12 protein-coding genes and 1 other annotated feature are annotated in these 14,078 nt (G+C 31.5%); all 12 genes read left to right on the forward strand.

Annotation, left to right across the window (positions count from 1 at the left end; all coding sequences use genetic code 11):
* The first annotated feature begins 535 nt into the window (after positions 1–535).
* The 12 genes from N8L39_RS05410 to N8L39_RS05465 all read left to right on the forward strand — a co-directional run bounded on the left by N8L39_RS05410 (position 536) and on the right by N8L39_RS05465 (position 13,621).
* The gene (locus tag N8L39_RS05410; protein ID WP_261010388.1) at positions 536–2,644 is read left to right on the forward strand and encodes a glycosyl hydrolase family 28-related protein; all 2,109 of its coding nucleotides are present in this window, start codon (positions 536–538) and stop codon (positions 2,642–2,644) included.
* Complete coding sequence (locus N8L39_RS05415) at positions 2,628–3,374, forward strand: protein phosphatase 2C domain-containing protein (RefSeq protein WP_023941555.1); 747 nt, start codon at positions 2,628–2,630, stop codon at positions 3,372–3,374. Before N8L39_RS05410 ends, N8L39_RS05415 begins: the two co-directional genes overlap by 17 nt.
* A 57-nt stretch (positions 3,375–3,431) precedes the next feature.
* A complete protein-coding gene (locus N8L39_RS05420) occupies positions 3,432–4,073 on the forward strand; it encodes a phosphate signaling complex PhoU family protein (protein ID WP_000945323.1) in 642 nt (213 codons plus the stop codon).
* Positions 4,074–4,085: 12 nt separating this feature from the next.
* Positions 4,086–5,561, forward strand: a complete 1,476-nt coding sequence (galT, locus tag N8L39_RS05425) for a UDP-glucose--hexose-1-phosphate uridylyltransferase (protein ID WP_000848807.1) — start codon at positions 4,086–4,088, stop codon at positions 5,559–5,561.
* Between the two features lie 12 nt (positions 5,562–5,573).
* Complete coding sequence (gene galE / locus N8L39_RS05430; RefSeq protein ID WP_261010387.1) at positions 5,574–6,584, forward strand: UDP-glucose 4-epimerase GalE; 1,011 nt, start codon at positions 5,574–5,576, stop codon at positions 6,582–6,584.
* 183 nt (positions 6,585–6,767) lie between these two features.
* Positions 6,768–7,427 (forward strand): DUF1868 domain-containing protein, encoded by a 660-nt coding sequence (locus N8L39_RS05435; protein ID WP_000793811.1) that lies wholly within the window; start codon positions 6,768–6,770, stop codon positions 7,425–7,427.
* A 24-nt stretch (positions 7,428–7,451) separates the two neighbouring features.
* Positions 7,452–8,519 carry an extracellular solute-binding protein gene (locus tag N8L39_RS05440; protein ID WP_000738377.1) on the forward strand — a complete coding sequence of 356 codons (1,068 nt, stop codon included), beginning with the start codon at positions 7,452–7,454 and terminating at the stop codon, positions 8,517–8,519.
* A 102-nt stretch (positions 8,520–8,621) separates the two neighbouring features.
* Positions 8,622–9,632, forward strand: coding sequence for an ABC transporter ATP-binding protein (locus tag N8L39_RS05445; protein WP_000589137.1), 1,011 nt, complete (start codon positions 8,622–8,624; stop codon positions 9,630–9,632).
* Between the two features lie 11 nt (positions 9,633–9,643).
* Positions 9,644–11,335 carry an ABC transporter permease gene (locus N8L39_RS05450; protein ID WP_023943877.1) on the forward strand — a complete coding sequence of 564 codons (1,692 nt, stop codon included), beginning with the start codon at positions 9,644–9,646 and terminating at the stop codon, positions 11,333–11,335.
* A 2-nt stretch (positions 11,336–11,337) separates the two neighbouring features.
* On the forward strand, positions 11,338–12,048 hold the full coding sequence (locus tag N8L39_RS05455; protein WP_001149046.1) for an MgtC/SapB family protein: 711 nt from the start codon (positions 11,338–11,340) through the stop codon (positions 12,046–12,048).
* 95 nt (positions 12,049–12,143) lie between these two features.
* Positions 12,144–12,512: a hypothetical protein gene (locus N8L39_RS05460; protein WP_261010386.1), complete on the forward strand. Its 369-nt coding sequence runs from the start codon at positions 12,144–12,146 to the stop codon at positions 12,510–12,512.
* A gap of 107 nt (positions 12,513–12,619) precedes the next feature.
* A complete protein-coding gene (locus tag N8L39_RS05465; RefSeq protein ID WP_261010385.1) occupies positions 12,620–13,621 on the forward strand; it encodes a LacI family DNA-binding transcriptional regulator in 1,002 nt (333 codons plus the stop codon).
* A 220-nt stretch (positions 13,622–13,841) separates the two neighbouring features.
* Positions 13,842–14,065, forward strand: a binding site (T-box leader).
* Positions 14,066–14,078: the final 13 nt, after the last annotated feature.

The raw sequence follows: 14,078 nt of genomic DNA on the forward strand, positions 1-14,078 counted from the left end.
TCATGTTCTAGTCATTCTTTTGAAATAATCTATAAAACACGTGTCTACAATGATCTATATGTCCTATTCCAGTATTTTAGAAGAACTGCGTCTATTTTTATAGAGCTTGAATCTAGCTTTTATAGAAAATCTATTTAAGAAATATATTGTATTGTTTTGATTTCAATTCGCTATATGAACGATATTCATGTAAATATACCTGGTGAATGCTTGCATGACAAGATATTTGTTCTTGTATTTATAAATTAGTATTTTACGAGATATCAACATGCTTTAAATACAGTGAATAGGATATTTTTATGTTCAAGCTAAGAAAGATAGTAATCACTTTTGAATGGAAGGTTAAAGAATTATTAGAAGTATGGTTAGATATATAAATGGTCACGCTTTCACAATTTTGATATTTTATTGTGTTATTCCTTGACAATTTTGATTTAAAAATATATTATAAAGAAAATGACAGCGGTGTCATTTTCTGGTATGGAATTTATATGAATATTAAATTAGGACATAATATTTTTAATTGGAGGCTAATATGAAATCTTTTCAACAAAATGAGGTTTTCTCTATTCGTAAGTCTAAGGTGGGAGTTTGCTCAGTTCTCTTAGCGGTTTTATTTATTGGAACACAAAGTGTTTTAGCTAATGAAGTAGTTGGTGAAACTTCTTCGTCTAAAGATAATATGCAAATGAACTCTTTGTTGAGTAGCACATCTACATCATTATCTGCGGAACCCCATTCTGATACTCTCAGTCTTGATAACAATTCAAGTTTAAGTACTGATAATAATGGAGGAGTGAGTATTAATCAAAATAAACCTGATATAACAAATGATACTATGATTGGTAACATCTCTGGGATGGAAGTGAATACTATTTTAAGTACTAATCTGAACGAACACGTAGCTTTGAATGTTAAAGATTATGGAGCAATAGGTGACGGGGTTAATGATGATCGTCAAGCAATTCAAGATACAATAGATGCTGCAGCTAAAGGACTAGGCGGAGGAAATGTATATTTTCCTGAAGGAACTTATTTAGTAAAAGAAATTGTTTTTTTAAAAAGTCATACACACTTAGAATTGAATGAGAAAGCTACAATTCTAAATGGTATAAATATTAAGAATCACCCTTCTATTGTTTTTATGACAGGTTTATTTACGGATGATGGTGCGCAAGTAGAATGGGGCCCAACAGAAGATATTAGTTATTCTGGTGGTACTATTGATATGAACGGTGCTTTGAATGAAGAAGGAACTAAAGCAAAAAATCTACCACTTATAAATTCTTCAGGTGCATTTGCTATTGGGAATTCAAATAACGTAACTATAAAAAACGTAACATTCAAGGATAGTTATCAAGGGCATGCTATTCAAATTGCAGGTTCGAAAAATGTATTAGTCGATAATTCTCGTTTTCTTGGTCAAGCTTTACCTAAAACTATGAAAGATGGGCAAATTATAAGTAAGGAGAGTATTCAGATTGAACCATTGACTAGAAAAGGTTTTCCTTATGCTTTGAATGATGATGGGAAAAAATCTGAAAATGTTACTATTCAAAATTCATATTTTGGTAAAAGTGATAAATCTGGAGAATTAGTAACAGCAATTGGTACACACTATCAAACATTGTCGACACAGAACCCCTCTAATATTAAAATTTTAAATAATCATTTTGATAACATGATGTATTCTGGTGTACGTTTTACAGGATTCACTGATATTTTAATTAAAGGAAATAGATTTGATAAGAAAGTAAAAGGAGAAAGTGTACATTATAGAGAAAATGGTGCAGCCTTAATAAATGCTTTTAGTTATAAAAATGTAAAAGATGAACTTGATTTAAATAAGAAAGTCGTTATTACTGAAAATACATTTTATATTTCTGATCCTAAAACAAAGGCTATTAGAGTAGCAAAAGATAGTGCAGAATATTTAGGAAAAGTATCAGATATTACTGTAACAAAAAATGTAATTAATAATAATTCTAAGGAAACAGAACAACCAAATATTGAATTATTACGAGTTAGTGATAATTTAGTAGTCTCAGAGAATAGTATATTCGGTGGTAAAGAAGGAATTGTTATTGAGGATTCAAAGGGTAAAATAACCGTTTTAAATAACCAATTTTATAATTTATCCGGTAAGTATATATCATTCATCAAATCTAATGCAAATGGGAAAGAACCAGTTATACGTGATAGCGATGGTAATTTCAATATTGTAACGGAGAATGGGCTTTACAAAATTGTAACAAATAACTTAAGTGATAAAAACGAAAAAGAAAAAAACAAAGAGGAAAAATTTAAAACAAGTTCATATGTGCATGAAAAACAATCTAATTCAAATAATGTAATTGATAGTAACCAGAAGAAAGGAGAGTTTAACTCAAGTAAAGATAATAGACAAATTAATGACAAGATCGACAATAAACAAGATAATAAGATAGAAGAAGTGAACCATAAAATAGTTGGAGATGGCATAGAAACTGAAAATCATATTAATAAATCTAAAGAAATAGTAGATGTAAAACAAAAATTACCAAAGACTGGTTCGAACAAGATTATGGAACTATTCTTAACAGTGACAGGAATTGGTTTACTTTTGACACTAAAAGGGTTGAAGTATTATGGTAAAGATAAATAAAATTTGTTCGATACAAGGAAGTTCCGTAGAAAATGAGGATGCTGTAGGTTCACAAAATCAGTATTTTTGGATTATTGATGGAGCTACAGATTTATATAATTCTAAAGAGGAGATAGGTTATTCAGTCTCAGAAGTTGTACATATTTTATCAGAAAGTTTGTCGGTTAATTGTAAAGAATCAAAAACTCTTAAACAAATATTTGAAACTGCTTTACTCGAGGTTAAAGATGAAATCGGTTTAAACTCATATGAATTAACAGAGTATTATCGCTTACCAACATTTGCTTTTATATTTGCTAAACTTTCAGAAAAAAAGTTGGAGTATATGATGCTAGGTGACTGCGTCATGCTAGTAAACGAAATGGAAATAACTGATCATAGAGTAGATAACTTATTTGAAAAAGGAAAAAATGAGATAAAAGATTCAATTGGTACAAATAGTGCTTTAAATAAAAAAATTATTTTACAAAAAATCAGAAAATTATCTAATCAACCGAGTGGGTACTGGATAGGTTCGTTGGATGAGAGATTTTTAGACCATGCTATTATTAATCAAATAGATGTTACTAGTGAACAAATTGTTTTAATGAGCGATGGCTTTTATGAATTCTATCAAAATAATCAAAATAAGACTTTTGAAGAGTTAATTAAGATGAGATTTAATTCTTCTGCTATTGATCCAATCTATGGAAAGAAGGATGATGCAAGTATTCTAGTTATTGATGTTTGATATATTGTTTAAAATATTAATTGTTACTATTGAACTTTGTTAAGAAGAGGTACCTAAATGTTAAGGTTATATTTAGAAAATGAAATTATAGAATTATCAAATAATTTAGAGACCATTTGGGTATCTGTGCTTGATAAATACGAGAAGTTATTTGAATATTTATCAAATGAAGAACGAATAGAATTGATTAAAGAAGATTTAATCATAAATGAGTCAGTTCTAAATGTTGATAAAAAAGGATATGAGTTAATTTGTTTACAACATCCCGTTTCATATGACTTAAGAAGAATTATTAGTGTAATAAAAATATCAACTGACATTGAACGTATTGGGGATAGAATTGTTGAAATTTTAAAAAATCTACAGATTATTCAAAATAATGAAATTTTGAAGAAAATTATTTCAGAAATAAAAATACTTCATGAAGTTATCGGACTGCATATGAATAGGGCTATATCTTGTTATAGAGAGGAACAATTTGGATGTTTAGATATGGTTGTTATACAAAAACAGAATGAGATAGAAGAGCTTAGTATAAATATTGAAAAGAAAATAATGAATTACATATTTGAAGATGATGGGAATGTTTCTGAAGTAATTGGTGCTTTAGATATTATTCATCACCTTGATAAAATTGCTCATACTACGCAATCAATTTATAAATGGATAATGTATAGAAAATATGGGAACATAAATTAGAAAGAAAAATATATGAAAACAATTATTGATAATTTTGTTGATAGAGTAATTGAATACGGAATGTATAATGAAATTGACAAAATATATGTGAAAAATAGGGTACTAGCGTTAATAGGTGAGGAGGGAACTGATCGCATTTCCGATGAAAATGACCTGAAACAAATAAAAGATTACTTAGTGGAAATCGCCTTAAAAAACGGTAAAATTAAAGATTTAATCGAGGAAAAGGAATGTTTAGGAGCAGAGTTAATGAATTTCATAGTTCCTTTACCTAGTCGATTAAATGATATTTTTTGGAGTTCATATGATATATCACCTCAAGAAGCAGTTGAAGAGTTTTATAAGTTAAGTAAAGATAGTGATTATATTAAAACTTCTGCTATTGCTAAGAATATTGAGTTTCGAGCATCAACTAAATACGGAGAGCTAGAGATTACGATAAATTTGTCAAAACCCGAAAAAGATCCAAAAACAATTGCTGCTGAAAAATTAGTAAAAGCCACTAATTATCCCAAATGTTTACTATGTATGGAAAATGAAGGATATCAGGGGCGAATAAATTATCCAGCACGTTCGAATCATAGAATTATTCGGATGAAACTTGGTGACGAAGTATGGGGATTCCAGTATTCTCCTTACTCATACTTTAATGAGCATGCGATATTTTTGAATAGTCAACATGTACCAATGGCTATTACCTCTAAAACATTTGAACAATTATTGGAGATTGTTGATATTTTGCCAGGATATTTTGCTGGTTCAAATTCTGATCTTCCTATCTCAGGAGGCTCCATTCTTAGTCATAACCACTACCAGGGAGGGAAACATATTTTCCCAATGGAAAAAGCAAAATTTGAGAGTGAATTTCGTTTTAAAGACTTTGAGGATGTTAATGCTGGTATTGTAAAATGGCCAATGTCAGTAATTAGGTTACAAAGTGAAAATAAAAATCGCTTGTTAGATTTAGCTACTAAAATTCTAAATAAGTGGAGAGAATATTCAGATTTAGAAGTAGACATCATTGCTATGACTGAAGATGTCCCACACCATACGGTGACTCCTATTGCTCGTAAAGTGGACGGGAGATATGAATTAGATATTGTTCTAAGAGATAATCATACTACTGAACAATACCCAGATGGTGTTTTCCATCCTCATCAAGATGTACAACATATTAAAAAGGAAAATATCGGATTAATCGAAGTGATGGGACTTGCGATATTACCACCTCGTTTGAAACCAGAGTTAGAAGAAGTTGGAAAATATCTTTTAGGAGAGGAAAACGCAATTGCGGATTATCATTTAGAATGGGCTGACCAATTGAAAGAAAAATATCCTCGCATTAATAAAGAAGAGGTTAATAGCGTAGTTCAACACGAAGCAGGACAAGTGTTTGCGAGAGTTCTGGAAGATGCAGGAGTTTATAAGAATACACCGTCTGGGCATGAAGCGTTTATGAGATTTGTTAAGTCGGTTGGAATTAATTAGGAGGAAACCCAAATGGCAATATTGGTAACAGGCGGAGCTGGTTATATTGGTAGCCATACCGTAGTAGAATTACTAAATTTAGGAAAGGAAGTCATCATTGTCGACAACCTTTCGAACTCTAGCATCTTGGTGCTAGACCGTATTGAAGCAATTACAGGAATACGTCCCGTGTTTTACGAATTAGATGTTTGTGATAAACAAGCATTGAGAAAGGTATTTGAACAAGAATCGATTGATGCTGCAATTCATTTTGCAGGTTATAAAGCTGTCGGAGAATCCGTGCAAAAGCCTGTGATGTACTACAAAAATAATATTATGAGTACATTAGCACTTGTTGAAGTGATGTCAGAATTTAATGTTAAAAAGATTGTCTTTTCTTCAAGTGCGACTGTATATGGAATTAACAATCAGTCACCCCTAATTGAGACGATGGAAACAAGTGCGACAAATCCTTATGGGTATACGAAAGTGATGCTTGAACAAATTTTAAAAGATGTTCATGTGGCAGATTCAGAATGGAGTATTGCGTTGCTTCGTTATTTCAATCCAATTGGTGCTCATGAGTCTGGTTTGATTGGGGAAGATCCCTCAGGAATTCCTAACAACTTGATGCCCTATATTGCACAAGTAGCGGTAGGTAAGTTGTCAGAGCTAAGTGTGTTCGGAAATGATTATGATACGCTTGACGGTACTGGTGTGCGTGATTATATCCATGTAGTAGATTTAGCAATAGGACATATAAAAGCTTTAGAAAAAGTATCTGAAAAAACAGATGTTTATATCTATAACCTAGGCTCGGGAGAAGGCACTAGTGTATTACAACTTGTAAATACATTTGAAAGTGTTAATAAGATCCCTATTCCTTATAAAATAGTTCCAAGACGTTCAGGAGACGTTGCAACTTGTTATGCAAATGCAGACAAAGCATATAAGGAATTAAATTGGAGGACAACAAAATCGATTGAAGACATGTGTAGAGATACATGGAATTGGCAATCAAAAAATCCCAATGGCTATAATTGATGATACTGTTTATATGAGTGCTGTATTTTGGAAAAATTACTTAACCTTTTAATGAAATGCATATTTAATGAAAGATAAATTTTTTTAAAAAAATGTTTGAAAGCGCTTGACAAAGGAAACGGTTTCATTGTATAATGTAAACAAGATGACACCGATGTCAAATATAAAAAAGAAGGTCTTTATATGAAAAACTTAACAAAAATTAAGTTCAAAGAGAATGGGGAATTTAATCATTTCCCTGGGAATACAGTTGTAGCAAATCTTTATACTAAACAAGATTTGATGGAAGTTGTTGATATTATTCAATCACGTTATAGAGAATTACCATTTATCGATAAGTTTACTTTAACTCCAAGGAATTCTATTCACATGACTGTAATTGAATTGTTGTGCCATGAAAATCGTGAAACGGAGTTTTGGAGCAGTAATCTTCCTCTAGATACACCTTTACAGGAAATACATGATTACTTTGCTAAACAACTTGAAATTTTTCCATTGTTGGATGAAGAAATTCATATGCGTGTAACTGAAATGGGAAAACAAAACATACTAGTTGAACCTGCAGACGAAGCTTCTGCAAAGAGATTAGAAGAAATTCGTACTTATGTCTCAGAAAAAGCAGGTGTTCGTTTCCCTAATCATGATAGATATCAATTCCATATTTCAATTGGGTATCTTCGGATTCCTCTAACCGAAGAGGAGGAAGAAGAGTTTACTAAAGTCAGAGCAGAATTAACTGAAATTTTATTAGAGAAGATTCCAACTATTACTGTAAACCGTATTGACTATACTGTATTTGAAGATATGAGACAATTTGTTCCATATCACGAAAAATTTAAATAAAATAATAAAAAAGGAGAACTTATCATGAAAAAAATGAAAGTTTGGTCTACTGTACTTGCAACGGGAGTTGCTCTTACTACACTTGCTGCTTGCTCTGGAGGTTCAAATTCTACGACTGCTTCTTCATCTGAAGAAAAAGCTGATAAAAGTCAAGAACTAGTAATCTATTCGAACTCAGTCTCAAATGGTCGTGGTGATTGGTTAACTGCTAAAGCAAAAGAAGCTGGTTTTAATATCAAAATGGTTGATATCCCTGGCGCTCAATTAGCAGACCGTGTTATTGCTGAGAAGAATAATGCAGTTGCAGATATGGTATTTGGAATTGGTGCTGTTGATTCAAATAAAATTAGAGATCAAAAATTACTAGTACAGTACAAGCCTAAATGGTTAGATAAAATTGATCAATCTTTATCAGATAAAGATAATTATTATAATCCTGTGATTGTTCAACCATTAGTTTTAATTGGGGCGCCTGATGTAAAAGAAATGCCTAAAGATTGGACTGAATTAGGTAGTAAGTATAAAGGTAAATATTCAATTTCTGGTCTTCAAGGTGGTACAGGACGGGCAATTCTAGCAAGTATCTTAGTTCGATACCTTGATGATAAAGGTGAATTAGGTGTTTCCGAAAAAGGTTGGGAAGTAGCAAAAGAATATTTGAAAAATGCATACACTCTTCAAAAGGGAGAAAGTTCAATTGTTAAGATGTTAGACAAAGAAGATCCAATACAATATGGAATGATGTGGGGTTCTGGTGCATTAGTTGGACAAAAAGAACAAAATGTTGTTTTCAAAGTTATGACTCCTGAGATTGGTGTACCATTTGTAACTGAACAAACTATGGTTTTAAGCACTAGTAAAAAACAAGCGTTAGCTAAAGAATTTATTGATTGGTTTGGTCAATCAGAAATTCAAGTAGAATATAGTAAGAACTTTGGATCTATTCCTGCAAATAAAGATGCCCTCAAAGATCTACCAGAAGATACTAAGAAATTTGTTGATCAAGTGAAACCACAAAATATTGACTGGGAAGCTGTTGGAAAGCATTTGGATGAATGGGTAGAAAAAGCTGAATTAGAATACGTACAATAAGAAATAAGAGTTAATTTTTATGTCCAAGTCTCTCTATTATTTCTAAATTTATGGAAGAAATAAAGAGAGGCTTTTGGTTTAGTAATAGAGGGAGTTAGTGAGATGATTAAATTTGATAATATTCAAATTAAATATGGTGATTTTGTTGCAATTGATAATCTGAATTTAGATATACATGAAGGGGAATTTTTTACATTTCTTGGGCCTTCAGGATGTGGTAAATCAACTACTTTGAGAGCATTGGTAGGTTTTCTAGATCCATCATCAGGAAGTATTGAAGTTAATGGAACAGATGTCACTCATTTGGAACCTGAAAAGCGTGGAATTGGTATTGTATTTCAATCTTATGCGCTATTTCCAACTATGACTGTTTTTGATAATATTGCATTTGGTTTAAAAGTTAAGAAGGTAGCTCCAGATGTTATTAAAGCTAAAGTATCAGCAGTAGCAGCAAAAATTAAGATCTCTGATCAACAGTTACAGCGTAATGTATCAGAATTATCTGGGGGTCAACAACAAAGGGTAGCATTGGCTCGTGCTCTGGTTCTTGAACCTAAAATTCTTTGTCTAGATGAACCATTGTCAAACCTTGACGCAAAATTACGTGTAGATTTGAGAAAAGAGTTGAAAAGACTTCAAAAAGAGTTAGGTATTACTACTTTATATGTTACTCATGACCAAGAGGAAGCCTTAACTTTATCTGATAGAATTGCAGTCTTTAACAATGGATACATCGAACAGGTCGGTACACCTGTAGAGATTTATCATAATTCTCAAACTGAATTTGTATGTGATTTTATTGGCGATATTAATGTTTTGACCGATGAAACAGTCCACGAAGTATTACTTAAAAATGCAAGCGTTTTCTTAGAAGATAAAAAAGGATACATTCGATTAGAGAAAGTTCGATTCAATCGTGAAACTGAACAAGATTTCATTCTAAAAGGAACAATTATTGATGTTGAGTTTTCTGGAGTTACAATTCACTATACAATAAAAGTTTCTGAAAGTCAGATTCTTAATGTAACAAGTATTGATAGTCAGGCTGCTATTAGATCTGTCGGAGAAAGTGTGGACTTATTTATCACACCATCAGACGTTCTGCAATTTTAAGGAGGTGCAGTATGCGTCATAAATTAAATTTAAAAGATTGGCTTATTCGTTTAGGGTTAATCTGGTTCCTAGTAACATTTATTATTTATCCAAACTTTGATCTAGTAGTGAATGTATTTGTAAAAGGAGGAGAATTTTCCCTTGAAGCTGTACATCGTGTTCTAAAATCTGAGAGGGCACTTCAGAGTATTATGAACAGTTTTAAGTTAGCATTTTCACTCATTATTACAGTTAATGTCGTAGGTATTCTTTGTGTTCTATTTACAGAGTACTTTGATATTAAAGGTGCTAAAATTTTAAAATTAGGCTATATGACCTCTTTAATTTATGGAGGAGTGGTTTTAGCGACTGGATATAAATTTGTCTATGGTCCTTATGGATTGATAACAAAATTTTTACAAAATGTTATCCCTTCTTTAGACCCTAACTGGTTTATTGGGTATGGTGCAGTCTTATTCATTATGACATTTTCAGGAACTGCTAATCATACATTGTTTTTAACAAATACAATTCGAAGCGTTGACTATCACACTATTGAGGCTGCACGAAATATGGGAGCAAAACCATTTACTGTTTTCCGAAAAGTAGTGTTACCAACCTTAATTCCAACTCTATTTGCACTTACTATTATGGTTTTTCTTAGTGGTTTGTCTGCAGTAGCAGCACCCATGATTGTTGGTGGTAAAGGATTTCAAACTATAAATCCAATGATTATTACATTTGCAGGGATGGGGAATTCTCGTGATTTAGCTGCCTTACTTGCAATTATTTTAGGTATTGCAACTACAATTTTGCTTACTATCATGAATAAGATAGAAAAAGGTGGAAATTATATTTCTATCTCTAAGACTAAAGCGCCTCTTAAAAAACAAAAAATTGCATCTAAGCCTTGGAATATCATTGCTCACATTGTAGCATATGGATTGTTCACAGTTTTCATGCTTCCACTAATTTTTATAGTATTATACTCATTTACAGATCCAGTTGCAATTCAAACAGGTAACTTAACATTATCAAACTTTACTTTAGAAAATTATCGCTTATTCTTTAGTAATAGTGCGGCATTCTCTCCATTCTTGGTCAGCTTTATTTATTCTATTATCGCTGCGACAACAGCAACAATTCTCGCAGTTATATTTGCTCGAGTTGTCAGAAAACATAAAGCTCGCTTTGATTTCTTATTTGAATATGGTGCTCTACTTCCTTGGTTACTACCAAGTACACTTTTAGCAGTAAGTTTATTATTTACTTTTAATCAGCCACAATTTCTTGTCTTGAATCAGATTTTGGTAGGTAGTTTGGTAATTCTACTTATTGCATATATAGTTGTAAAAATCCCATTTTCTTATAGAATGGTACGTGCTATTTTATTTAGTGTTGATGATGAGATGGAAGATGCAGCAAGAAGTATGGGTGCTTCACCTTTTTATACTATGATGAAGGTTATCATTCCATTTATTTTACCGGTTGTTCTCTCTGTTATTGCTTTAAACTTTAACTCTTTATTAACTGACTTCGACTTATCTGTATTTCTTTACCATCCATTAGCTCAACCGCTGGGTATAACTATTCGTTCAGCAGGTGATGAAACAGCAACTTCAAATGCTCAAGCACTTGTGTTCGTTTATACTATTGTATTAATGATAATTTCTGGTTCTGTATTATACTTTACTCAGAGACCAGCTAGTAGAAAAAGGAAATAATAATGCAGGCAACAAGCTTAGGACTATCATATATCGAAATTGTATTAAGAATTGTACTTTCATTAGTTATTGGTGGAGTAATTGGTTTAGAGAGAGGAAGTAAATCTCAACCAGCAGGTATTCGTACACATAGTATTGTTTGTCTGGCTGCATGTTTAATTATGATGACTAATGAGTATGTATCTTATAAATTTGGTACAGGAGATCCTACACGCTTAGGTGCGCAAGTTATATCAGGTGTTGGTTTTCTTGGGGCTGGAACAATACTTATTACAGATAAAAAGAAAATAACTGGTTTAACAACTGCAGCCGGAATATGGGCTTCAGCTGGAATCGGTCTAGCTATAGGTGTTGGTTTTTATGAAGGAGCCGTACTAGGAGCAGTGTCTGTTTGGAGTGTTATAACTATGTTCCAACCTTTAAAAAAATATCTTCAAAGTCGTTCAAAGATAATAGAATTGTATATCGTTGTTAGATCTACAGAGGCATATAATCGGGTACTAGTATACTGTGCTGAGAATGGCATTAGAATGACTGATTCTAGAACTGCATTTGGAGATGTTAATTCAGAAAGAATTGAATATTTTGATGTTCCAGAAAAAAAAATAGCATCATTTATTACTCTAGAACTATCAGGAAGATTTGAACATCTTCGTTTGATGGAAGAAATTGCTAATATTGTAGGTGTTATTTATGTCGAAGAAATTAGCTGAAATTTAGTAAACAAAGGGACAGATGTTTTTGTCCTTTTGTTTTTTAGATGTTTTAATCATCTAATTTTTGAGTAGATTTTTGCTCTGAGGTTTTTATGAAAGATTATAAAATCTATTTTGATTTAGGTAAAATAGAATATTTTGATAATAATTGTTTGATACAAGTATACAAATTTATTTCTTTTTATGATATTTGTGAAATGGTGTTTCCCTTTCATTTACCTCCAAATGAGTTGATAACAAATGTTATTTTTAAAGAAAAAATTAAGTCTATGTTAGAATGTTACATTGACAGGCTTTTATATATTTTTATAAATCCTACAATTTTTACTGAAAAAGTTAATCTACAATTTTATGGTAGTTTTTTCTCATATGAATTTATTTGTCGTGAAGTTGGAAACATTCTTAAAAATAAAGGTGTGAAATGCAATTTAAACTTTTTTGAAGGGGAAGAATATTTGTAAAATCAATTTTGTGAATTTGTGGATCTTAAATAATTTACTAAATTCTCTTGTTAAAAAAAATTAAATATTGTATAGTAATATTAGAATGTTCGTAATGGAGGACTGAAATGAAAAATATAAATGGGAAAAAGGTAACTATTTATGATATTGCACGTTTATCAGGTTTTTCTCCAAAAACAGTTTCACGAGTTATTAATGGTGGAGTAAATGTTAAAGAAGAAACTTATCAAGCGATTCAAAAAGTTATAGAAGAATTGTCGTATATTCCAAATGCATATGCAAGAAATTTAACTAAAAAAGAAGCTATAAATATATTGATTTCTGTAAAAAAAATCGACTCTTTTCCTTTAATTTGGTTCCAAACTTTATTAGATAAAGTTTTACAAACTTGTAAAGAGTATGGTGTTAACGCTATTGTTGAATATTTTAGTGAAGAGGATACAATTAGTAATTCAATAATCTCGAGTACAGGAAGTTTGATAGATGGTGTAATAGTATTTTATGAAAGTAAAGAAGATATTCGGATTAATTACTTACAAAAGAATAAAATTCCATTCATAGTTTTTGGAGAATCTAGAACACCTAATGTTGTGTATGTTTCTAACAACAATTTTCAGGCCACTTATGACATGATGAAATTAGTATCAAAAGAAAACATTAATAGTATGTGGTTACTTATGGGAGGAGAATCCCTTGTTAATATTGATCGAGAGAGAGGGGTTCGTGCTTTTTTAAATGATAAAAACTATGAAATGGATTTGAAAGTTGTATATGGTCTAACTACAATAGATTCGGTTTATTCATATGCTACAAGACATCTATCTAATCAAAATTATCCTGATTTGATTTTTGTATCCGGTGATGAGAAAGTACAGGGATTGATTCGTTCTTGCTATGAGAAGGAAATTACCATTCCTGATGATATTTCAATAATCGGATTTGACAATATTCCAATTTCTCAATATTATACTCCAGCTTTATCTACAATTTCTCCTAATTATGTTAAATTAGCTCAAGAAATGATTGAAGGGGTATTAGCAATTATAAAGGGGGAAAGTGTCACATCTGTTGAAGTTTCTACTAAACTTGTTAGGAGACAGAGTTTCTAGTATTGTTTAATTCTTGAAAATCCTAATGGAAAAGATGGAGTGTTCTAAAGTAAGTTCTGTTTAGCATCTATTCAGTTTCTATTGAGTTGGATCCAATTTCCAACAAGTGGGACATTTTCACGTTCGATTTACTAAAGACATTATCACATTCGAATCACACATCTTTCAAAAAAATCGTAAAAAAGTCTTGACAAAGAAAAAACAAAGTATTAAAATAAGTTCAACAAATCAGAAAAGTAACTATTTTTGATCTTCAGGGAGCCTGTGGTGATTGTGAACAGGTGGTTGAAAGTAGTGAAAGTGGGCTGATTTTAAAAATGAATTTGAAACAATGAAAATTCGGTGCGCACACCTTACAGTGCAACTTGTTGTTAGACAAGGCAGAGATGTAAAGGGATAGTCCCTTTATAATTGAGGTGGCACCGCGTTACCAACGCCCTCACATGGAAGTATATTC

Origin of the sequence: Streptococcus mitis (genome assembly GCF_946190285.1) — a bacterium.
Taxonomy (GTDB): Bacteria; Bacillota; Bacilli; order Lactobacillales; family Streptococcaceae; genus Streptococcus; species Streptococcus mitis_CP.

Coding starts and splice junctions, on each gene's coding strand:
- galT (WP_000848807.1), top strand. CDS start 4,086: ATGAAAACAATTATTGATAATTTTGTTGATAGAGTAATTGAATACGGA.
- N8L39_RS05455 (WP_001149046.1), top strand. CDS start 11,338: ATGCAGGCAACAAGCTTAGGACTATCATATATCGAAATTGTATTAAGA.
- N8L39_RS05440 (WP_000738377.1), top strand. CDS start 7,452: ATGAAAAAAATGAAAGTTTGGTCTACTGTACTTGCAACGGGAGTTGCT.
- N8L39_RS05410 (WP_261010388.1), top strand. CDS start 536: ATGAAATCTTTTCAACAAAATGAGGTTTTCTCTATTCGTAAGTCTAAG.
- N8L39_RS05415 (WP_023941555.1), top strand. CDS start 2,628: ATGGTAAAGATAAATAAAATTTGTTCGATACAAGGAAGTTCCGTAGAA.
- N8L39_RS05445 (WP_000589137.1), top strand. CDS start 8,622: ATGATTAAATTTGATAATATTCAAATTAAATATGGTGATTTTGTTGCA.
- N8L39_RS05435 (WP_000793811.1), top strand. CDS start 6,768: ATGAAAAACTTAACAAAAATTAAGTTCAAAGAGAATGGGGAATTTAAT.
- galE (WP_261010387.1), top strand. CDS start 5,574: ATGGCAATATTGGTAACAGGCGGAGCTGGTTATATTGGTAGCCATACC.
- N8L39_RS05460 (WP_261010386.1), top strand. CDS start 12,144: ATGAAAGATTATAAAATCTATTTTGATTTAGGTAAAATAGAATATTTT.
- N8L39_RS05420 (WP_000945323.1), top strand. CDS start 3,432: ATGTTAAGGTTATATTTAGAAAATGAAATTATAGAATTATCAAATAAT.
- N8L39_RS05465 (WP_261010385.1), top strand. CDS start 12,620: ATGAAAAATATAAATGGGAAAAAGGTAACTATTTATGATATTGCACGT.
- N8L39_RS05450 (WP_023943877.1), top strand. CDS start 9,644: ATGCGTCATAAATTAAATTTAAAAGATTGGCTTATTCGTTTAGGGTTA.